Source organism: Enterobacter sp. RHBSTW-00318 (assembly GCF_014101375.1).
Classification (GTDB): domain Bacteria; phylum Pseudomonadota; class Gammaproteobacteria; order Enterobacterales; family Enterobacteriaceae; genus Enterobacter; species Enterobacter ludwigii.
Map to the genome: position 1 here is coordinate 4,278,526 of NZ_JABXQH010000001.1, position 19,907 is coordinate 4,298,432.

General features: G+C 54.9%; 20 protein-coding genes. 13 read left to right on the top strand and 7 right to left on the bottom strand.

Annotated elements, in window-relative coordinates:
• Nucleotides 1–49 precede the first annotated feature (49 nt).
• The 7 genes from HV157_RS21055 to pdxK all read left to right on the top strand — a co-directional run bounded on the left by HV157_RS21055 (nucleotide 50) and on the right by pdxK (nucleotide 6,796).
• Entirely contained in the window at nucleotides 50–949 is a 900-nt protein-coding gene (locus tag HV157_RS21055; RefSeq protein ID WP_182268913.1) for a Dyp-type peroxidase, read from the top strand.
• Between the two features lie 175 nt (nucleotides 950–1,124).
• Nucleotides 1,125–2,138, top strand: coding sequence for a sulfate ABC transporter substrate-binding protein (locus HV157_RS21060; RefSeq protein ID WP_047743027.1), 1,014 nt, complete (start codon nucleotides 1,125–1,127; stop codon nucleotides 2,136–2,138).
• Nucleotides 2,138–2,971, top strand: a complete 834-nt coding sequence (cysT, locus tag HV157_RS21065; protein ID WP_020883084.1) for a sulfate/thiosulfate ABC transporter permease CysT — start codon at nucleotides 2,138–2,140, stop codon at nucleotides 2,969–2,971. The genes HV157_RS21060 and cysT overlap by 1 nt, the downstream gene beginning before the upstream one ends.
• A complete protein-coding gene (gene cysW, locus HV157_RS21070) occupies nucleotides 2,971–3,846 on the top strand; it encodes a sulfate/thiosulfate ABC transporter permease CysW (protein ID WP_020883085.1) in 876 nt (291 codons plus the stop codon). The genes cysT and cysW overlap by 1 nt, the downstream gene beginning before the upstream one ends.
• Nucleotides 3,836–4,930, top strand: a complete 1,095-nt coding sequence (gene cysA / locus HV157_RS21075) for a sulfate/thiosulfate ABC transporter ATP-binding protein CysA (RefSeq protein WP_014171090.1) — start codon at nucleotides 3,836–3,838, stop codon at nucleotides 4,928–4,930. The genes cysW and cysA overlap by 11 nt, the downstream gene beginning before the upstream one ends.
• 112 nt (nucleotides 4,931–5,042) lie before the next feature.
• Nucleotides 5,043–5,954: a cysteine synthase CysM gene (gene cysM, locus HV157_RS21080; protein ID WP_049023278.1), complete on the top strand. Its 912-nt coding sequence runs from the start codon at nucleotides 5,043–5,045 to the stop codon at nucleotides 5,952–5,954.
• Nucleotides 5,955–5,959: 5 nt separating this feature from the next.
• Nucleotides 5,960–6,796 (top strand): pyridoxine/pyridoxal/pyridoxamine kinase, encoded by an 837-nt coding sequence (pdxK, locus tag HV157_RS21085; protein ID WP_014171088.1) that lies wholly within the window; start codon nucleotides 5,960–5,962, stop codon nucleotides 6,794–6,796.
• A 44-nt stretch (nucleotides 6,797–6,840) separates the two neighbouring features.
• Here pdxK and crr read toward each other — a convergent pair whose 3' ends face one another.
• The 5 genes from crr to cysZ form a co-directional block, all read right to left on the bottom strand.
• Nucleotides 6,841–7,350 (bottom strand): PTS glucose transporter subunit IIA, encoded by a 510-nt coding sequence (crr, locus tag HV157_RS21090; RefSeq protein WP_003861316.1) that lies wholly within the window; start codon nucleotides 7,348–7,350, stop codon nucleotides 6,841–6,843.
• 40 nt (nucleotides 7,351–7,390) lie between these two features.
• Nucleotides 7,391–9,118 carry a phosphoenolpyruvate-protein phosphotransferase PtsI gene (gene ptsI, locus HV157_RS21095; RefSeq protein WP_014171087.1) on the bottom strand — a complete coding sequence of 576 codons (1,728 nt, stop codon included), beginning with the start codon at nucleotides 9,116–9,118 and terminating at the stop codon, nucleotides 7,391–7,393.
• A 44-nt stretch (nucleotides 9,119–9,162) separates the two neighbouring features.
• Complete coding sequence (gene ptsH / locus HV157_RS21100) at nucleotides 9,163–9,420, bottom strand: phosphocarrier protein Hpr (protein ID WP_000487600.1); 258 nt, start codon at nucleotides 9,418–9,420, stop codon at nucleotides 9,163–9,165.
• A gap of 317 nt (nucleotides 9,421–9,737) precedes the next feature.
• Nucleotides 9,738–10,709 (bottom strand): cysteine synthase A, encoded by a 972-nt coding sequence (cysK, locus tag HV157_RS21105; protein ID WP_049023280.1) that lies wholly within the window; start codon nucleotides 10,707–10,709, stop codon nucleotides 9,738–9,740.
• A gap of 163 nt (nucleotides 10,710–10,872) precedes the next feature.
• A complete protein-coding gene (gene cysZ, locus HV157_RS21110) occupies nucleotides 10,873–11,634 on the bottom strand; it encodes a sulfate transporter CysZ (RefSeq protein WP_182268914.1) in 762 nt (253 codons plus the stop codon).
• A 230-nt stretch (nucleotides 11,635–11,864) separates the two neighbouring features.
• Here cysZ and zipA point away from each other — a divergent pair, with 230 nt between their 5' ends.
• The 3 genes from zipA (at nucleotide 11,865) to HV157_RS21125 (ending at nucleotide 15,153) form a co-directional block, all read left to right on the top strand.
• On the top strand, nucleotides 11,865–12,851 hold the full coding sequence (zipA, locus tag HV157_RS21115; protein WP_020883089.1) for a cell division protein ZipA: 987 nt from the start codon (nucleotides 11,865–11,867) through the stop codon (nucleotides 12,849–12,851).
• A 69-nt stretch (nucleotides 12,852–12,920) separates the two neighbouring features.
• A complete protein-coding gene (gene ligA / locus HV157_RS21120; protein ID WP_182268915.1) occupies nucleotides 12,921–14,936 on the top strand; it encodes an NAD-dependent DNA ligase LigA in 2,016 nt (671 codons plus the stop codon).
• A 1-nt stretch (nucleotide 14,937) separates the two neighbouring features.
• Nucleotides 14,938–15,153 (top strand): DUF3820 family protein, encoded by a 216-nt coding sequence (locus tag HV157_RS21125; protein WP_014171082.1) that lies wholly within the window; start codon nucleotides 14,938–14,940, stop codon nucleotides 15,151–15,153.
• On the opposite strand, the gene HV157_RS21130 is transcribed toward HV157_RS21125, so the two are convergent.
• Nucleotides 15,150–16,145 (bottom strand): bile acid:sodium symporter family protein, encoded by a 996-nt coding sequence (locus HV157_RS21130; protein ID WP_014171081.1) that lies wholly within the window; start codon nucleotides 16,143–16,145, stop codon nucleotides 15,150–15,152. The genes HV157_RS21125 and HV157_RS21130 overlap by 4 nt on opposite strands.
• 89 nt (nucleotides 16,146–16,234) lie before the next feature.
• Between HV157_RS21130 and HV157_RS21135 the strand changes: the two genes are divergently transcribed.
• Nucleotides 16,235–17,170 carry a LysR family transcriptional regulator gene (locus tag HV157_RS21135; protein ID WP_044868007.1) on the top strand — a complete coding sequence of 312 codons (936 nt, stop codon included), beginning with the start codon at nucleotides 16,235–16,237 and terminating at the stop codon, nucleotides 17,168–17,170.
• Here the strand turns inward: HV157_RS21135 and HV157_RS21140 are convergent.
• Nucleotides 17,167–17,508: a FlxA-like family protein gene (locus HV157_RS21140; protein ID WP_113656105.1), complete on the bottom strand. Its 342-nt coding sequence runs from the start codon at nucleotides 17,506–17,508 to the stop codon at nucleotides 17,167–17,169. The genes HV157_RS21135 and HV157_RS21140 overlap by 4 nt on opposite strands.
• Before the next feature lie 207 nt (nucleotides 17,509–17,715).
• Between HV157_RS21140 and xapA the strand changes: the two genes are divergently transcribed.
• Both xapA and HV157_RS21150 read left to right on the top strand, forming a co-directional pair.
• Nucleotides 17,716–18,540 (top strand): xanthosine phosphorylase, encoded by an 825-nt coding sequence (gene xapA / locus HV157_RS21145; protein WP_014171078.1) that lies wholly within the window; start codon nucleotides 17,716–17,718, stop codon nucleotides 18,538–18,540.
• A gap of 51 nt (nucleotides 18,541–18,591) precedes the next feature.
• A complete protein-coding gene (locus HV157_RS21150; protein WP_182268916.1) occupies nucleotides 18,592–19,848 on the top strand; it encodes a nucleoside permease in 1,257 nt (418 codons plus the stop codon).
• Nucleotides 19,849–19,907 lie beyond the last annotated feature (59 nt).

Sequence of the window (19,907 nt, forward strand, 5' to 3'; positions counted from 1 at the left end):
CCGCCATCAAATGCCACGCTGACGTGGCATCTTTATTTCAGGAGGAGCGATGTCTCAGGTTCAGAGTGGCATTTTGCCAGAACATTGCCGCGCGGCGATTTGGATTGAAGCCAATGTTAAAGGGGATGTGGATGCCCTGCGTGCGGCCAGTAAAGCGTTCGTTGATAAGCTGGCCATCTTCCAGGCCAAATTCCCGGACGCCCATCTGGGCGCGGTCGTTGCCTTTGGTCATAACGTCTGGCGTCAACTGAGCGGTGGCGAAGGCGCCGAAGAGCTGAAGGATTTTATCCCTTACGGTAAAGGCCTGGCACCCGCAACGCAGTTCGACGTGCTGATCCACATTCTCTCGCTGCGTCATGATGTGAACTTCTCCGTTGCCCAGGCGGCGGTTGCGGCTTTTGGTGACAGCATTGACGTTCAGGAAGAGATCCACGGTTTCCGTTGGGTGGAAGAACGCGACCTGAGCGGCTTCGTTGACGGAACTGAAAACCCGGCGGGTGAAGAGACGCGTCGTGAAGTGGCAGTGATCAAAGACGGCGTCGACGCGGGCGGCAGCTATGTGTTCGTCCAGCGCTGGGAGCACAACCTCAAGCAGCTGAACCGCATGAGCGTGCATGACCAGGAGATGATGATTGGCCGTACGAAAGAGGCCAACGAAGAGATCGACGGCGATGCCCGTCCTGTCACCTCTCACCTGAGCCGCGTTGACCTCAAGGAAGACGGGAAAGGTCTGAAGATTGTTCGCCAGAGCCTGCCATACGGCACAGCAAGCGGTACCCACGGTCTTTACTTCTGTGCGTACTGCGCGCGTCTGCATAACATCGAACAGCAGCTGTTGAGCATGTTTGGCGATACCGACGGCAAGCGTGACGCCATGCTGCGCTTCACCAAACCGGTGACCGGCGGCTACTACTTCGCCCCGTCCGTCGAGCGTCTGCTGGCGCTGTAAGTGCTGTCCACCCTCTCCCGCACGGAGAGGGCTGGGGTGCGGACCACGACGGGCTGCACCCTTATTCTCTTTTCTGCTTGTAAATCACCAAACGGTATATAAAACCGTTACTCCTTTCGTCCTCGTTATAAATATTATGACTATAAGATAGTCATCACATTTATAAGGGTGCGCAATGGCCGTTACTGTACTGAAAAAAGGATCGCTGGCACTGGCAGGTTTGCTGCTGGTGGCACAGGCGCAGGCTACTGAGCTGCTGAACAGTTCGTATGATGTTTCCCGCGAGCTGTTTGCCGCCCTTAACCCACCGTTTGAACAGCAGTGGGCGAAAGACAACAACGGCGACAAGCTGACCATTAAACAGTCACACGCAGGGTCGTCCAAGCAGGCGCTGGCCATTCTCCAGGGGCTGAAAGCGGATGTGGTGACCTATAACCAGGTCACTGACGTGCAGATCCTGCACGACAAAGGCAAGCTGATCGCCGCTGACTGGCAGAGTCGTTTGCCGAACAACAGCTCACCGTTCTACTCCACCATGGGTTTCCTGGTGCGTAAGGGCAACCCGAAAAATATCCACGACTGGAATGACCTGGTGCGTTCCGACGTGAAGCTGATTTTCCCGAATCCAAAAACCTCCGGTAACGCGCGCTATACCTATCTGGCAGCGTGGGGCGCGGCGGACAAAGCTGACGGTAACGATAAAGCGAAAACCGAGCAGTTCATGACCCAGTTCCTGAAAAACGTCGAGGTGTTTGATACCGGCGGTCGCGGCGCGACCACGACCTTTGCAGAGCGCGGCCTGGGTGATGTGCTGATCAGCTTTGAGTCGGAAGTGAATAATATCCGCAAACAGTACGATGCGCAGGGCTTCGAGGTCGTTATCCCGAAAACCAATATCCTCGCCGAGTTCCCGGTAGCGTGGGTAGATAAAAACGTGCAGTCCAACGGCACAGAGAAAGCGGCAAAAGCTTACCTTAACTACCTGTACAGCCCACAGGCGCAGACGATCATTACCGATTACTACTACCGCGTGAATAACCCGGATGTGATGAACAAACTGAAGGATAAATTCCCGCAGACCGAGCTGTTCCGCGTGGAAGACCATTTCGGCTCCTGGCCTGATGTCATGAAAACGCATTTTGCCAGCGGCGGTGAGTTAGACAAATTGCTGGCGGCGGGGCGTAAGTAATGTTTGCAGTCTCTACCAGACGCGTGCTGCCGGGCTTTACCTTAAGCCTCGGGACCAGCCTGCTGTTCGTCTGCCTGATCTTATTGTTGCCGCTCAGCGCGCTGGTAATGCAGCTTGCGCAAATGAGCTGGGCGCAGTACTGGGAAGTGATAACCAACCCGCAGGTCGTCGCAGCCTATAAGGTGACGCTGCTGTCGGCGTTCGTGGCGTCCATTTTTAACGGGGCCTTTGGCCTGCTGATGGCGTGGATCTTAACCCGATACCGTTTCCCGGGCCGTACGCTGCTCGACGCGTTAATGGACCTGCCGTTTGCGCTGCCGACGGCGGTGGCGGGCTTAACCCTTGCCTCGCTCTTTTCCGTGAACGGGTTTTACGGTGAGTGGCTGGCGAAGCTTGATATCAAAGTGACCTATACCTGGCTCGGTATCGCGGTCGCGATGGCCTTTACCAGCATTCCTTTTGTTGTACGCACCGTGCAGCCAGTGCTCGAAGAGTTAGGCCCTGAATACGAAGAAGCAGCGGAAACGCTGGGTGCCACGCGCTGGCAGAGCTTCCGCAAGGTCGTCCTGCCTGAGCTTTCTCCGGCGCTGCTGGCCGGTATCGCGCTGTCGTTTACCCGTAGCCTCGGTGAGTTCGGCGCGGTTATTTTCATTGCCGGGAACATTGCGTGGAAAACCGAAGTCACCTCGCTGATGATTTTTATCCGCTTACAGGAGTTTGATTACCCGGCGGCGAGCGCAATTGCCTCGGTCATTCTTGCCGCATCGCTGCTGCTGCTCTACTCAATTAACACTCTGCAAAGTCGCTTTGGTCGACGCGTGGTAGGTCACTGATGGCGGAAGTTACTCAATTGAAGCGATACGATGCTCCCCGTATCAACTGGGGAAAATGGTTTCTGATTGGTACGGGCGTGCTGGTGTCCGCCTTCATTCTCGTCGTGCCGACGATTTATATTTTTGTTCAGGCGTTCAGCAAGGGGTTGATGCCCGCGCTGGAAAACCTGGCGAACCCGGATATGCTGCACGCCATCTGGCTAACCGTACTGATTGCGCTTATCACGGTGCCGGTCAACCTGGTGTTCGGTACGCTGCTGGCCTGGCTGGTAACGCGCTTTAACTTCCCGGGACGTCAGCTGCTGCTGACCCTGCTGGATATCCCGTTTGCCGTGTCGCCGGTAGTGGCCGGTCTGGTTTATCTGCTCTTCTACGGCTCTAACGGCCCGCTGGGCGGCTGGCTGGATGAGCATAACCTGCAGGTCATGTTTGCCTGGCCGGGCATGGTGCTGGTCACGGTGTTTGTAACCTGTCCATTTGTGGTGCGCGAACTGGTCCCGGTGATGTTAAGCCAGGGCAGCAACGAAGACGAAGCGGCAATTCTGCTGGGCGCATCCGGCTGGCAGATGTTCCGCCGCGTGACGCTGCCGAATATTCGCTGGGCGCTGCTCTACGGCGTCGTGCTGACCAATGCCCGCGCCATTGGCGAGTTCGGTGCAGTTTCGGTCGTCTCGGGCTCTATTCGCGGCGAAACGCTGTCGTTACCGTTACAGATTGAATTACTGGAACAGGACTACAACACCGTCGGTTCCTTTACTGCCGCAGCGTTACTGACGCTGATGGCGATTTTGACCCTGTTTTTGAAGAGTGTGGTGCAGTGGCGTTTAGAGAACCAGGAAAAACGTCAGCACCAGGAGGGAAATCATGAGCATTGAGATTGCCAATATTAAGAAGTCTTTTGGTCGCACCCAGGTGCTGAATGATATCTCGCTGGATATCCCTTCCGGACAAATGGTGGCACTGCTCGGGCCGTCTGGCTCGGGTAAAACCACGCTGCTGCGCATTATCGCCGGGCTTGAGCATCAGACCAGCGGACATATTCGTTTTCACGGTACCGACGTAAGCCGTTTGCACGCCCGCGACCGTAAAGTGGGCTTTGTGTTCCAGCATTACGCGCTGTTCCGCCATATGACCGTGTTCGATAACATCGCTTTCGGTCTGACCGTCCTGCCTCGCCGCGAGCGTCCGGATGCGGCCACCATCAAAGCGAAAGTGACCAAACTGCTGGAGATGGTACAGCTTGCGCATCTGGCTGACCGCTTCCCGGCGCAGCTTTCCGGCGGCCAGAAGCAGCGCGTCGCGCTGGCGCGGGCCCTGGCCGTTGAGCCGCAAATTCTGCTGCTGGATGAGCCGTTTGGCGCGCTGGATGCGCAGGTGCGTAAAGAGTTACGCCGCTGGCTGCGTCAGCTGCATGAAGAGCTGAAGTTTACCAGCGTCTTCGTCACCCACGATCAGGAAGAGGCGATGGAAGTCGCGGACCGCGTGGTGGTGATGAGCCAGGGGAACATCGAGCAGGTTGATGAGCCAGAGCAGCTCTGGCGTGAACCGGCGACCCGATTTGTCCTCGAGTTTATGGGCGAAGTTAACCGGCTGCAGGGCACCATCCGCGGTGGGCAATTCCACGTGGGCGCACACCGCTGGCCGCTGGGATACACCTCCGCACATCAGGGGCCGGTCGATCTGTTCCTGCGTCCCTGGGAAGTGGACGTGAGCCGCCGGACGAGTCTGGATTCACCGCTGCCGGTGCAGGTGCTGGAAGCTAGCCCTAAAGGGCACTACACCCAATTGGTGGTACAACCGCTGGGCTGGTATACCGAGCCGCTGACGGTGGTGATGCGTGATGACGAGCCGCCGTACCGGGGCGAACGCCTGTTTGTTGGGCTGCAGCATGCCCGTATTTATCATGGCAATGAGCGCATAGAGACGCGCGAGGATATTGCTCTGGCGGAGTCAGCCTGATAGGTTAATGACACGTAGTTTGACCGGAGGCGCTGCGCTTAGCCGGTCTGGAATATGATCTCCGTATGCCCGGAGCGCTGCGCGCCACCGGGCTTTTTATTGGACAGCGATCTTGAACACATTAGAACACACCATCGGCAACACCCCTCTGGTCAAACTTCAGCGCATGGGGCCGGACAACGGCAGCGAAATCTGGGTCAAACTCGAAGGCAATAACCCTGCCGGTTCGGTGAAGGACCGGGCTGCGTTGTCCATGATTGTGCAGGCCGAAAAACGCGGTGAAATTCAGCCCGGCGACGTGCTGATTGAAGCCACCAGCGGTAACACCGGTATTGCGCTGGCAATGATTGCCGCGCTGAAAGGCTATCGCATGACGTTGCTGATGCCCGATAACATGAGCCAGGAGCGCCGTGCGGCGATGCGCGCCTATGGTGCCGAACTGATTCTGGTCTCTAAAGAAGAGGGGATGGAAGGGGCGCGCGACCTGGCGCTAGCCATGGCCGAACGCGGTGAAGGCAAACTGCTCGATCAGTTTAATAACCCGGATAACCCGTACGCTCACTACACCACTACCGGTCCGGAAATCTGGCAGCAGACCAACGGGCGCATCACTCACTTCGTCTCCAGCATGGGCACGACAGGGACCATTACCGGCGTATCCCGTTTTCTGCGCGAGCAGGAAAAGGCGGTAACGATTGTGGGTCTGCAGCCGGAAGAGGGGAGCAGCATACCGGGTATTCGCCGCTGGCCGGCGGAATACATGCCGGGCATTTTTAACGCCCAGTTGGTGGATCAGGTGCTGGATATTCATCAACGCGAGGCGGAGAATACGATGCGTGAACTGGCCGTGCGTGAAGGTATCTTCTGCGGGGTCAGCTCGGGTGGCGCGGTAGCGGGAGCATTGCGTGTTGCGCAGGCACATCCCGGGGCTGTCGTGGTGGCGATTATCTGCGACCGCGGCGATCGCTATCTTTCTACCGGCGTCTTTGGTGAAGAGAGTTATACGCAGGGGGCGGGGATTTAAGCGTCATGGAGATGATTTTATTCCGGGATAACACCCGGGCGCAGCAAACCGATATTGTCGCGGTACAGTCGCAGGTGGTTTACGGCAGCGTGGGGAACAGCATTGCGGTGCCGAATATTCGTACCCACCGGCTGACCGTCACCGCCGTGCCGACCGTGCTGTTCAGCAACACGCCGCACTACGATACCTTTTACGGCGGCGTGATCCCCGATGAATGGTTCAGCGGGTATCTTAAGGCGCTGGAAGAGCGCGAGATCCTGCGCGAGCTTAAAGCCGTTACCACGGGCTACATGGGCAGCGCCAGCCAGATAAAATGCCTGGCGCAGTGGCTCACCGCGATCAAAGCGCAGCATCCTGACCTGCTGGTGTTGGTTGACCCCGTTATTGGCGATATTGACAGTGGGATGTATGTGAAACCTGATATCCCTGAAGCGTATCGGGAGTACCTGCTGCCACTGGCGCAGGGGATCACGCCTAACGTCTTTGAGCTGGAAGTGCTAAGCGGCAAACCGTGTCGTACGCCTGAAAGTGCTATAGCGGCAGCGCAGGGGTTACTTTCCGACACGCTGAAATGGGTGGCCATCACCAGTGCGCCGGTGGCGGACGATCCGGAGAATATTCACGTGGTGCTGGTTACCCGAGACGGTGTGACCGTCAGTGCGCATCCGCGTGTTGAAACGGACCTGAAAGGCACGGGCGACCTCTTCTGTTCAGAGCTGGTGAGCGGGATCGTTGAGGGCAAAACCGTTGCCGATGCGATTCGCATGGCAGGAGACCGCGTCACAGACGTGATGATTTATACGCAGTCGAAAGGCTACGACGAGCTTATCCTGCCCGCATAAACAAAAATGGCGCCCGAAGGCGCCATTTTTCTGTGCGGCAAGAATTACTTCTTGATGCGGATAACCGGGGTTTCACCCACGGTGACGCTGCCAGACAGTTTGATCAGTTCTTTGATTTCGTCCATGTTGGAGATAACAACCGGCGTCAGGGTAGACTTGGCTTTTTCTTCCAGCAGTGGCAGATCGAATTCAATGACCGGGTCGCCAACTTTAACACGCTGGCCTTCTTCCGCGATACGTTTGAAGCCTTCGCCTTTCAGTTCAACGGTGTCGATACCGAAGTGAACGAACAGTTCGATACCGCTATCAGATTCGATAGAGAACGCATGGTTGGTTTCAAAAATTTTACCGATGGTGCCGTCAACTGGAGCAACCATTTTGTTGCCAGTTGGTTTGATAGCAATGCCATCACCAACGATTTTCTCAGCAAACACTACATCCGGCACGTCTTCGATGTTGACGATCTCGCCGGAGAGCGGAGCAACAATCTCAATAGTTCCGGAGTCTTTCTTATCATCAGAAACCAGAGATTTCAGTTTATCGAACAAACCCATGATCTTCTCCTAAGCAGTAATTTGGGCCGCATCTCGTGGATTAGCAGATTGTTTTTTCTTCAATGAACTTGTTAACCAGCGTCATTAACTCGTCCGTTGTCGGTTGAGCAAGAGCCTGCTCTGCTAACACCTTCGCATCTTCGAAGTTCGTGTTACGGATAATCTTCTTAATGCGCGGGATGGAAATGGCGCTCATAGAGAATTCGTCCAGACCCATACCCAGCAACAGAAGTGTAGCACGTTCGTCGCCTGCAAGCTCACCACACATGCCAGTCCATTTACCTTCTGCATGAGAAGCATCAATAACTTGCTTGATCAAGTTCAGTACGGACGGTGACATTGGCTGGTAGAGATGTGAAATCATATCATTACCACGGTCAACTGCCAGGGTGTACTGCGTTAAATCATTGGTACCGATACTAAAGAAATCAACTTCTTTGGCTAAATGACGCGCAATGGTCGCCGCCGCAGGTGTTTCCACCATCACGCCGATCTCAATTGACTCGTCAAATGCTTTACCTTCGTCGCGCAGTTCCTGTTTGTAGATTTCGATCTCTTTCTTCAGTGCACGCACTTCTTCAACAGAGATGATCATCGGGAACATGATGCGCAGTTTACCGAAAGCAGACGCACGCAGGATAGCGCGAACCTGATCGCGCAGGATCTCTTTACGATCCATCGCGATACGAATCGCACGCCAGCCCAGGAACGGGTTCTCTTCTTTCGGGAAGTTCATGTACGGCAGCTCTTTGTCGCCACCGATATCCATGGTACGGACGATAACCGCCTGAGAGCCACACGCTTCAGCCACAGCTTTGTACGCAGCAAACTGTTCTTCTTCAGTTGGCAGCGCGTCACGGTCCATGAACAGGAATTCAGTACGATAGAGACCCACACCTTCCGCGCCGTTGCGCTCAGCGCCATCGACGTCACGTACGGTACCGATGTTTGCGCACACTTCAACCTGATGACCGTCCAGAGTGATGGCAGGCAGGTCTTTCAGCTTAGCGAGTTCCGCTTTTTCAGTCGCAACCTGCTCCTGAACCGCGCGCAGTTTTTCGATCTCTTCGTTAGTTGGGTTGACGTAAACCACGTTGTTTACGGCATCCAGAATCAGATAATCGTCGTTTTTGACCTGAGAGGTGACGCTACCGGTACCCACAATGGCAGGCAGTTCCAGAGAACGCGCCATGATAGAGGTGTGGGAGGTACGCCCGCCCGCGTCAGTGATGAAACCGAGGACCTTTTTCAGGTTCAACTGTGCGGTTTCAGACGGGGTCAGATCGGCGGCAACCAGGATGACTTCATCCTGAATAGCGCTCAGGTCGATAATGGCCAGACCCAGGATGTTGCGCAGCAGGCGCTTACCGATGTCACGTACGTCAGCCGCACGCTCTTTCAGGTATTCATCATCCAGTTCTTCCAGGGCAGTTGCCTGACCTTCGATAACTTCATGCGCAGCAGCGTCTGCCGTCATGCTTTTATCTTTAATCAGGGCTATGATTTCCTGCTCCAGCTCCTCATCTTCGAGCAGCATGATGTGCCCTTCGAAGATGGCTTCTTTTTCTTCACCGAAAGTTTCGCCAGCTTTAGTCTTGATTGCTTCCAGTTGCGCAGATGCCTTGGCACGACCGCTCAGAAAACGTTCAACTTCCTGATCAACCTTGTCGGCAGAAATTTTTTTCCGGTCGATGACGATCTCGTCTTCTTTCAGCAGCAGTGCTTTGCCGAAAGCGATACCCGGGGATGCTAAAATGCCTGAAATCATAACCCTACCTTACTTGTGACTGATATTTAAAAGAACCCGGAAACTTACTCGAGCTCAGCCATCAGTTTTACCAGATGCTCAACTGCTTTCTGCTCGTCTTCACCTTCAGCAGAGATGGTGACAACGGTACCCTGAGTCAGACCCAGAGTCTGCAGTTTGAACAGGCTTTTTGCGCTGGCGCTTTTGCCGTTGGAAGTCACAGTGATTTCAGAAGTGAAGCCTTTCGCTTCTTTAACAAACTGAGCAGCAGGGCGGGTGTGCAGACCGTTCGGAGCGGTAATGGTAACTTCTTGCTGGAACATTGTATTTCCCCAACTTATAGGTTTAGTGTTGTGGAACTAAAGTCTAGCCTGGCGACTTAACTTTAGCCTGTATTGTTAGCGCTGACGTTTCGATCGTCATTAAACATTATGCAGCGAAAGCAAGACTTGAACCAAATCATAAAATCGATTCAGCAAGGCTATTTCGTTCACTGATTAATTTCACGCATCAAAATAATTGCTGGTTTAAATACCAGACCCAACGGGGTGAATCAATGCCAGGAGGGGTAAAACTTTGAAGCAGGCCACAAAAAAGCACCCAAAAAGGTGCTTTTTTACGCGTTATTAACATGCTGGCATTACTGTTGCAGTTCTTTTTCAGTGAACAGATCGGCAAACAGTGCGGTGCTCAAGTAACGCTCACCCGATGAAGGCAGGATAACCACAATATTCTTGTTGGTAAAGGCCTCATCTTCCTGAAGTTTGAGCGCTGCCGCAACAGCAGCACCGGAAGAGATGCCCGCCAGAATACCTTCCTCGTCCATCAGGCGACGTGCGGTAGAGATAGCTTCTTCGTTGGTGATGGTCACCACTTTATCAATAAGCTTCAGATCCAGGTTGCCCGGAATGAAGCCGGCACCGATCCCCTGAATTTTATGTGGGCCGGGTTTGATCTCTTCGCCCGACAGCGCCTGGGTGATCACCGGCGAGTCGGTTGGTTCCACGGCAACGGTAATCAGGTCTTTTTTACCTTTTGTGCCTTTTATATAGCGCGACACGCCAGTCAGGGTTCCGCCGGTGCCTACACCGGAGATAAATACATCAACCTGACCGTCGGTATCTTCCCAAATCTCCGGGCCGGTGGTTTTTTCGTGAATTTCCGGGTTCGCTGGGTTGCTGAACTGCTGCAGCAGCAGATATTTCGCCGGATCGCTGGCAACAATCTCTTCTGCTTTCTGAATCGCACCCTTCATGCCTTTGGCACCTTCGGTCAGCACCAGGTTCGCGCCCAGCGCTTTCAGCAGTTTGCGACGTTCGATGCTCATGGTTTCAGGCATGGTCAGCGTCAGTTTATAACCGCGCGCCGCCGCAACATAGGCCAGTGCGATACCGGTGTTACCGCTGGTCGGTTCAACCAGCTCAACGCCTGGCTTCAGCACGCCACGTTTTTCAGCATCCCAAATCATATTTGCACCGATACGGCACTTCACGCTGAAGCTCGGGTTACGTGATTCGACCTTCGCCAGAATGCGTCCATTACCGATACGGTTCAGTCGAACCAGGGGCGTATGACCGATAGTCAGCGAGTTGTCTTCATAAATCTTACTCATGGCCTGTCCTTAACTGTATGAAATTGGGATACCGTCCCAGCATACCTGTTGAACAGGTAGGGGGAAGTAAGGAATTCGCATATCTATATACTGCAAGGAAATAATGGGGATCAGTATGGAATAAGGGGCGGCATAAGCCACCCCCTTTTTACACATTTTTGCATTACTTCCATAACGCGTGCTTAGCACGGTAGCAGTCAACCCACATCGCCGTTGCGCCGCAAACGGCGACCGGCATGATGAACAGGTTGAGCACCGGGATCATGGTGAACAGACTGGTCAGCGCCCCGAACTGCATATTCGCGACTTTTTGCGTACGCAGGGCGCTGCGCATCGTTTTGAACGGCACCTTGTGGTTATCGAACGGATAATCGCAGTACTGGATTGCCAGCATCCAGGCGCTGAACAGGAACCACAGCACCGGGGCCACCGTCTGACCGACGCCAGGGACAAAATAAAGGATAAGCAGCACAATGGCGCGGGGAAGATACCAGGCAAACTTCTGCCATTCGCGCTTCATGATGCGTGGGATATCTTTCATGATCCCCAGCATGCCCGTATCCGGCGGCGTTGCACCGGTAAGACGTGCTTCCAGCTGTTCTGCCAGGAGGCCGTTAAACGGCGCAGCTATCCAGTTTGCAATCGTCGAGAAGAAGTAGCCGAACACCAGCAGCACGGAGATGACCGCAACCGGCCAGAGCAGGTAGTTCAGCCACTGCAGCCAGTCCGGCACATGGCTCATCAGCGAAGGGATCCAGCTCTCCAGTCTGATGAACAGCCACCAGAACGCGCCGCCCATCAGGATAATGTTAATCAGCAACGGCAGAATGACGTAGCGACGAATCCCCGGCAGTGAGACCAGTTTCCAGCCCTGAGAAAAATACCAGACGCCGCTGCGCGGGGGAGAAGATGATGTTGAAACCATAACCAGGCTGTACTCCTTTTTTCACAACCAGTGGAATTGCCCGCCTATATTATCCACTTACGGACCAATGACCAGTTCGGAAATGTTCGAAAAAACAGCAAAAAGCACGATTTAGTTCATCTTTATGCTGTGAATGCTCTGCACACACTTGCACTTGACGTAAACGGCAAATACTCTTAGTGAGTAAATGTTTGCCGTGGTGGCAAGGTGTTAGAACAACAGAGAATATAATGATGCAGGATTTGCGTCTGATATTAATCATTGTTGGCGCGATCGCCATAATCGCTTTACTGGTACATGGTTTCTGGACCAGCCGTAAAGAGCGTTCCTCTATGTTTCGCGATCGCCCACTGAAGCGCATGAAGTCCAGTCGTGATGACGATGACAGTGAAAATGACATCGACGGAAGCGACGACGACGGCGTGGGTGAAGTTCGTGTTCATCGGGTCAATACTGCGCCCGGCGCGGCTCATGGGGAGCATGAAGCCCCTCGTCAGCCTCCGCAGCACCAGTATCAACCGCCGTATGCTTCTGCACAGCCGCGCCAGCAGGCGCCGCAGCCTGGAGAAGAGCCGGTGCGTCAGCCGCCGCAACAGCCTGTCCATCAGCAGCCTGCTGCGCCACAGCCGGTTCAGCAACAGCCTGTGCAGCAACCCGCGCCACAACAGCCTGCGCAGCCGGTACACCAACCGCAGCAGCCTGTTCACGTGCAGCCTGCACCTCAGCCTGCGCCGGCCCCGCTCGTTGAACCAGAGCCCGTGGTTGAGCCAGAACCGGTTGTTGAAAAACCGCAGCGTAAAGAAGCGGTCATCATCATGAACGTGGCTGCGCATCATGGCACCCACCTGAATGGCGATGTCCTGCTTAACAGCATTCAACAGGCAGGTTTCAAGTTTGGCGACATGAATATTTTCCATCGTCACCTGAGTCCTGACGGTAGCGGTCCGGCGCTGTTTAGCCTGGCCAATATGGTTAACCCTGGCACCTTTGACCCGGAAATGACCGGTGATTTCGTGACGCCGGGTGTCACTATCTTCATGCAGGTGCCGTCCTACGGTGATGAACTGCAAAACTTTAAGCTGATGCTGCAGTCCGCGCAGCACATTGCTGACGAAGTCGGTGGTGTGGTGCTCGACGATCAGCGTCGTATGATGACGCCGCAGAAACTGCGCGAGTATCAGGACCGCATCCGCGAAGTTAAGGAAGCCAACGCGTAATCATCGCGTTTACATCGACTCCTCCTCAACCCCCGCATGTCGGGGGTTTTTTCTCATTGATGGTGTGATATGGACTCAATCGAACAACAACTCACTGAACTGCGAACCACGCTTCGCCATCATGAATACCTCTATCATGTTATGGACGCGCCGGAAGTGCCGGATGCGGAGTATGACCGTCTGATGCGCGAGCTGCGCGAGCTAGAGGCGCAGCACCCGGAATTGATTACGCCCGACTCACCCACGCAGCGCGTGGGTGCGGAGCCGCTGGGTGCTTTCAGTCAGGTACGTCATGAAGTGCCAATGTTGTCTCTGGACAACGTCTTTGATGAAGAGAGCTTCCTCGCGTTTAACAAGCGCGTGCAGGATCGCCTCAAAAGCAGCGACTCCCTGACCTGGTGCTGCGAGTTGAAGCTGGATGGTCTGGCGGTCAGCCTTCTCTATGAAAACGGTGTGCTGGTGCGTGCCGCGACGCGGGGTGATGGTACGACGGGTGAAGACATTACCACCAACGTACGCACCATCCGTGCGATCCCGCTGAAGCTGCAAGGGGATAATATTCCAGCCCGTCTGGAAGTGCGCGGTGAAGTATTCCTCCCGCAGACGGGCTTTGAGAAAATCAACGAAGAGGCGCGCCGTACCGGCGGGAAAGTGTTTGCTAACCCGCGTAATGCGGCGGCAGGCTCCTTGCGCCAGCTTGATCCCCGTATCACCGCGAAGCGACCGCTTACTTTCTTCTGCTATGGCGTCGGGATTCTGGAAGGCGGTGAACTGCCGGATACCCATCTTGGACGTTTATTGCAGTTTAAAGCGTGGGGCCTGCCGGTGAGTAACCGTGTTCAGCTGTGCGACTCCCCGGAAGCCGTGCTGGCGTTCTACCACAAAGTGGAAGAAGACCGCCCGACGCTTGGTTTTGATATTGATGGCGTGGTTATCAAGGTTAACTCACTTGCGCTGCAGGAGCAGTTAGGCTTTGTGGCGCGCGCGCCACGCTGGGCAGTGGCGTTTAAATTCCCGGCGCAGGAGCAGATGACCTTTGTCCGTGACGTGGAGTTCCAGGTGGGCCGTACGGGCGCGATTACCCCGGTTGCCCGTCTGGAGCCGGTGCAGGTTGCCGGCGTGCTGGTGAGTAACGCCACGCTGCATAACGCCGATGAAATTGAACGTCTCGGCCTGCGCATTGGTGACAAAGTGGTGATTCGTCGCGCGGGCGATGTTATCCCGCAGGTGGTGAACGTGGTTGAGTCAGAGCGTCCTGACGATACGCGCGCCATCGTGTTCCCGACGCATTGCCCGGTATGCGGATCTGACGTTGAGCGCGTTGAAGGTGAAGCGGTGGCTCGCTGTACGGGTGGCTTAATCTGCGGGGCACAACGTAAAGAGTCACTGAAGCACTTCGTTTCCCGTCGGGCGATGGACGTCGACGGAATGGGCGACAAAATTATCGATCAGCTGGTAGAGAAAGAATATGTTCATACGCCTGCAGATCTCTTTAAACTGACCGCGGGTAAACTCACGGGTCTTGATCGCATGGGACCGAAGTCGGCCCAGAATGTGGTTAATGCCCTGGATGCTGCCAAAGAGACGACTTTTGCCCGATTCCTTTATGCGCTCGGTATTCGCGAAGTGGGCGAAGCCACGGCGGCGGGGCTGGCGGCGTATTTCGGTACGCTGGAAGCTCTGGAAAAAGCGAGTATTGACGAGCTGCAGAGAGTCCCGGACGTGGGAATTGTCGTCGCGACGCATGTCTTTAACTTCTTTGCCGAAGAGAGCAACCGCGAGGTGATCGGCAAGCTGCTGGAAGAGGGCATCAGATGGCCGGCTCCGGTCGTGGTCAACGCTGACGAGATCGACAGCCCGTTTGCCGGCAAAACGGTCGTGCTGACCGGCAGCCTGAGCCAGCTTTCCCGTGATGATGCTAAAGCGCGACTGGTTGCGCTGGGCGCAAAAGTGGCAGGCAGCGTGTCGAAGAAAACCGACCTGGTTATTGCCGGGGAAGCCGCCGGTTCGAAGCTTGCTAAAGCTCAGGAGCTGGGCATTGAGGTTATCGACGAAGCGGAAATGATGCGCCTGTTAGGAGAGTAACGTGGAGAAAGAGCAGCTCGTTGAGATCGCCAACACGGAGATGCCATTCGGTAAATATAAAGGCCGCAGGCTGATTGATTTACCGGAAGATTATTTGCTGTGGTTTGCCCGCAAAGATGGGTTCCCGGCTGGACGACTGGGTGAGCTGATGGCTATCACGTTACTGATTAAAACCGAGGGGCTGACGCAGTTGGTTCAGCCCCTGAAACGTCCTTAAGCTTTCGCGGCGCGGGTCTCTTCCTGCGCCTGTTTTTCCGTCTGGCGTTTGTAACGACGCGCCAGCACCGCGCAGACCATCAGCTGGATCTGATGGAAAATCATCAGTGGCAGTACCATCATCCCTATCATTGAGGTCGGGAAGAGAATGTTTGCCATAGGAATGCCGTTCGCCAGGCTCTTCTTCGAGCCACAGAAGACAATGGTAATTTCATCGGCTTTGTTGAAGCCGCACTTGCGGGCCACAAAGACGTTTACGCCAATCACAATCGCCAGCAGAACAAGGCTGACCACCACGATAAACAGCAGCGAGCCTGCGCCCACCTTATGCCAGATGCCATTCACAACCGCTTCGCTGAAGGCCGAATAGACCACCAGCAGAATCGACGACTGGTCGGTTTTTGAGATCCATTTTTTGTGCTTTGCAACAAACGCGCCCGTCCACGGACGAGAGAGATGACCCAGCACAAACGGCAACAGCAGCTGCAGACAGATTTTACCTACCTGTTCCAGGTTACCTTCCGCGCCGTGCATGTTCATCAGCAGACCCACCAGCAGCGGCGAAACGAAAATCCCTAACAGGCTGGATGCCGACGCTGAACAGACTGCGGCTGCGACGTTACCGCCCGCCAGAGAGGTAAACGCGATAGCGGACTGCACGGTGGCCGGCAAAATGCACAGATACAGGAAGCCGGTATAAAGGGCCGGGTCGACATTCACCGGCGCCCACCATGCGAACAGCACGCCGAGTACAGGGAAGAGGATGAACGTGCTGCACATCACCCACAGGTGCAGTCGCCAGTGGCTCCCCCCCGCAATAATGGCTTCGCGCGAGAGCTTTGCGCCGTGCATAAAGAACAACAGCGCGATGGCCGCGGTCGTCAGTCCTTCAAAAAAAGGAACGAACCCGCCCCGCGCAGGGAAGAAGGAGGCCAGTAATACCGTGACAACCAGAGTAAGCGTAAACGGATCAAGAATACGAAATAGTTTCATAATGACTCCTGAAAACAGATATCGCTATTGTGCTTTTTTCTGTTTGAGAAATAAAATTGATTTATTGCATCCATTCATGAATTAAACAGATGAATTATTCCTTACGCCAGCTTCGCATCTTCGTCACCGTAGCCCATGCCCGCAGCTTCAGTCGGGCAGGGGAGATCATCGGCCTGAGCCAGTCCGCGGTAAGCCACAGCGTGAAAGAGCTGGAGAGCCAGACGGGTGTCCGGCTGCTTGATCGCACCACGCGTGAAGTCGTGCTCACGGAAGCCGGACAGCAGCTGGCTCAGCGCCTTGAACGGCTGCTGGACGAACTCAACAGTACGCTCAGAGATGTAGGTCGACTGGGGCAGCAGCTGTCGGGTACCGTGCGGGTTGCGGCCAGCCAGACGATATCCGCGCACCTTATCCCGCAGTGTATTGCAGAGGGTAATCATCGCTATCCGGATATCGATTTTGTTTTGCATGACAGGCCGCAGCAGTGGGTGCTGGAGAGCATCCGTCAGGGTGATGTGGATTTTGGTATTGTTATCGATCCCGGTCAGGTGAGTGACCTGGAATGTGAAATTGTGCTTTCTGAGCCGTTTCTGTTGCTTTGCCGGGACGACGATCCGCTAGCCGCGCAGCCGTCTGTTCACTGGCAGGCGCTGCAGGGAGCGAACCTGGTATTACAGGATTATGCCTCGGGCAGCCGTCCGCTGATTGATTCTGCGCTGGTGACGCAGGGCGTTGAGGCGACCATTGTGCAGGAGATTGGACACCCGGCAACGCTGTTTCCCATGGTGGAGGCCGGCATAGGGATCAGTGTATTACCCGCCCTGGCGCTCCCTTTGCCGCAGGGAAGCCGTCTGGTCGTGAAGCGACTGACGCCTGCTATTGAGCGAAAACTGATGCTGGTACGGCGAAAAAACCGTTCGCTCTCCGGGGCTGCGCAGGCTATCTGGGAAGTGGTGCGTATCCAGGCGCAACGATTAACCGAGGCCCGTATACGCGATCCACTGTTTAACTCAACAGAGCGTTAGACGTAAATGTCTATTTGATGATTGTCTGATGCGTTCTTCGGACCTTCCACGTTGACCAGACTTTGCTCTTGTTTCTTCTGGGTTTCTTCCGCCTGCTGGCGCTGCAGCTGTGCGAGCTGTGCCTGCAGCACTTTGATTTGCACCTGGATAAGCTCCTGCTGCTTCTTCTTCTCTTCCGCACTGCCGGAACCGTTCGCAACCTCTTTTAGCTGTTGAGTCAGCTTGGTTATCTTGTCAGTGATGCGGCTGATTTGGGCAGCGATATCGTTGCCGCCGGAAGAACGACTCCCGCCACCGCTGGTTTGAATGGGCTGGGTTGTAGCCTGAATGGTCGTCATACTTTTTCCTCTCGCTGTAAAACAGAGGTATCGGCGCCAACGCAATTAGCTTGAGCAAAACTGCCATATCTGGCAGGGAAAGGTATTGATACCAAATCAGTATTGATGGTGCAGAGAAAGTGTATTGGAGGTAACCCGCAGGCTCCAGATATAAGACTAAGGTCATGCGATCGGTGATATCGCGATCTTAATTCTCAAGGAGCTTTTATGACCCTCTCGAATAATCCCTGGTTCTCTGCCGACATCATTCGTGCCGCTAAACCTGATTTCACTCCGCGGGTTGCGTTTATTCTCGGCTCAGGTCTTGGCGCGCTCGCCGAGCAGATTGTTGACGCTGTGGTACTGAGCTATGAAAAACTGCCGGGCTTCCCGGTGAGCACCGTTCACGGTCACGCCGGTGAGCTGGTGTTGGGGCATCTTGCCGGTGTTCCGGTCGCCTGTATGAAAGGGCGCGGTCACTTCTATGAGGGCCGCGGCATCGCCGTCATGACCGATGCAATCCGCACCTTCAAACTGCTGGGCTGCGAACTGCTGTTCAGTACCAATGCCGCCGGTTCATTACGTCCGGAGGTTGAACCGGGAAGCCTGGTTGCCCTCAGCGACCACATCAACACCCTGCCGGGTACCCCGATGGTCGGGCTGAACGATGACCGTTTTGGCGACCGTTTTTTCTCGCTGGCCAATGCTTATGACGCAGATTGCCGTGCCCTGCTGCAGACCGTGGCGAGCGAGAAGGGCTTTCCATTGCATGAGGGGGTGTTTGTCTCTTATCCAGGCCCTAACTTCGAAACCGCGGCTGAGATCCGCATGATGCAGATCATCGGCGGAGATGTGGTGGGAATGTCAGTGGTGCCGGAAGTGATCTCGGCGCGCCACTGTGGCCTGAAGGTGGTCGCCGTTTCGGCCATAACCAACCTTGCTGAAGGTCTGAGCGATGTAAAACTGTCGCATGAACAAACGCTTGCCGCAGCCGAACTCTCTCGCCAGAACTTCATCGATCTTATCTGCGGTTTTCTGCGCCAGCTTGCCTGAGCGAAACAACACCGTGGCCCGTGAGGGCCACTCTGCTATAAGGAATCGGGTATGAACATCACGACGCGCTTAAAGATGATGTCCTTTATGCAATATTTTATCTGGGGAAGCTGGCTCGTTACTCTCGGCGCTTACATGATTAACACCCTGGGTTTTTCCGGCTCTGACGTGGGTATGGTCTACAGCTCGAAGGGGCTTGCCGCGATCGTGATGCCCTCGCTGGTGGGCATTATTGCCGATAAGTGGCTGCGGGCAGATCATGCATACGTGATTTGCCATCTCGTCTGTGCCGTTGCGCTTTGCTATGCCGCGCAGGTCAATGAACCGGGGCTGATGTTCTGGGTCATGCTGGTTAATGCCATGGCCTTTATGCCAACCATTGCGCTTTCGAATACCCTTTCCTACTCCTGTCTTGAGCAGGCAGGGCTGGACACGGTGACCCATTTTCCAACGGTGCGGGTCTATGGCACGGTAGGCTTCATTGTGGCGATGTGGGCCATAAGCCTGATGGGGGCAGAGTTAACTAACATTCAGCTCTACATTGCTGCTGCCGCGTCGCTGGTACTGGCGCTCTATTCACTGACGTTACCGGCCATTCCGGTGGCGAAGAATAAAACCTCATCGACGCTGGCAAGCAAACTTGGCCTGAATGCGTTCGTCCTGTTTAAACAGCCCCGAATGGCGGTGTTCTTTTTGTTTGCGATGCTGCTGGGCGCCGTGCTGCAAATCACCAATACTTTCGGTAGCCCCTTTCTGCATGATTTTGCGCGTAATCCGGCGTATGTGGAAAGCTTTATCGTTAAATACCCTTCTATTTTGCTCTCCGTCTCGCAGATGTCAGAGGTGCTGTTCATCCTGACCATTCCTTTCTTCCTCCGACGTTTTGGCATAAAAACCGTGATGCTGATGAGCATGGTGGCCTGGATGCTGCGGTTTGGACTCTTTGCGTATGGCGATCCTTCCGCGACAGGCGTCGGCCTGTTGATGCTGTCAATGCTGGTCTATGGTTGCGCGTTCGACTTCTTCAACATCTCCGGCTCGGTGTTTGTCGAACAGGAGGTAAGCGCTGATATCCGCGCCAGCGCGCAAGGGCTGTTTATGACGACCGTTAACGGTATCGGTGCTTATTTCGGATCGGTATTGAGCGGCGCGGCGGTAGATTATTTCTCCGTGGACGGGGTGAAAGACTGGCAGACCATCTGGCTGGTATTTGCGGCGTATGCGTTGGTGCTCGCCGTGGTGTTTTATTTCAGCTTTAACTATCGCCACATCAGTAAAAACAGCGAGTTGCGCACAGTTGCGCATTAAAGTTTTCCCGGCAGGCGGTGAAAGGCTTTAAGGTGGGAGCATAAGTGTTATCGCCAGGA

What these genes read in the sequence shown, in the direction of transcription:
- HV157_RS21055 (WP_182268913.1), top strand. Translation starts at nt 50, where the DNA reads ATGTCTCAGGTTCAGAGTGGCATTTTGCCAGAACATTGCCGCGCGGCG.
- HV157_RS21060 (WP_047743027.1), top strand. Translation starts at nt 1,125, where the DNA reads ATGGCCGTTACTGTACTGAAAAAAGGATCGCTGGCACTGGCAGGTTTG.
- cysT (WP_020883084.1), top strand. Translation starts at nt 2,138, where the DNA reads ATGTTTGCAGTCTCTACCAGACGCGTGCTGCCGGGCTTTACCTTAAGC.
- cysW (WP_020883085.1), top strand. Translation starts at nt 2,971, where the DNA reads ATGGCGGAAGTTACTCAATTGAAGCGATACGATGCTCCCCGTATCAAC.
- cysA (WP_014171090.1), top strand. Translation starts at nt 3,836, where the DNA reads ATGAGCATTGAGATTGCCAATATTAAGAAGTCTTTTGGTCGCACCCAG.
- pdxK (WP_014171088.1), top strand. Translation starts at nt 5,960, where the DNA reads ATGGAGATGATTTTATTCCGGGATAACACCCGGGCGCAGCAAACCGAT.
- crr (WP_003861316.1), bottom strand. Translation starts at nt 7,350, where the DNA reads ATGGGTTTGTTCGATAAACTGAAATCTCTGGTTTCTGATGATAAGAAA.
- ptsI (WP_014171087.1), bottom strand. Translation starts at nt 9,118, where the DNA reads ATGATTTCAGGCATTTTAGCATCCCCGGGTATCGCTTTCGGCAAAGCA.
- ptsH (WP_000487600.1), bottom strand. Translation starts at nt 9,420, where the DNA reads ATGTTCCAGCAAGAAGTTACCATTACCGCTCCGAACGGTCTGCACACC.
- cysK (WP_049023280.1), bottom strand. Translation starts at nt 10,709, where the DNA reads ATGAGTAAGATTTATGAAGACAACTCGCTGACTATCGGTCATACGCCC.
- cysZ (WP_182268914.1), bottom strand. Translation starts at nt 11,634, where the DNA reads ATGGTTTCAACATCATCTTCTCCCCCGCGCAGCGGCGTCTGGTATTTT.
- zipA (WP_020883089.1), top strand. Translation starts at nt 11,865, where the DNA reads ATGATGCAGGATTTGCGTCTGATATTAATCATTGTTGGCGCGATCGCC.
- ligA (WP_182268915.1), top strand. Translation starts at nt 12,921, where the DNA reads ATGGACTCAATCGAACAACAACTCACTGAACTGCGAACCACGCTTCGC.
- HV157_RS21130 (WP_014171081.1), bottom strand. Translation starts at nt 16,145, where the DNA reads ATGAAACTATTTCGTATTCTTGATCCGTTTACGCTTACTCTGGTTGTC.
- HV157_RS21135 (WP_044868007.1), top strand. Translation starts at nt 16,235, where the DNA reads ATGAATTATTCCTTACGCCAGCTTCGCATCTTCGTCACCGTAGCCCAT.
- HV157_RS21140 (WP_113656105.1), bottom strand. Translation starts at nt 17,508, where the DNA reads ATGACGACCATTCAGGCTACAACCCAGCCCATTCAAACCAGCGGTGGC.
- xapA (WP_014171078.1), top strand. Translation starts at nt 17,716, where the DNA reads ATGACCCTCTCGAATAATCCCTGGTTCTCTGCCGACATCATTCGTGCC.
- HV157_RS21150 (WP_182268916.1), top strand. Translation starts at nt 18,592, where the DNA reads ATGAACATCACGACGCGCTTAAAGATGATGTCCTTTATGCAATATTTT.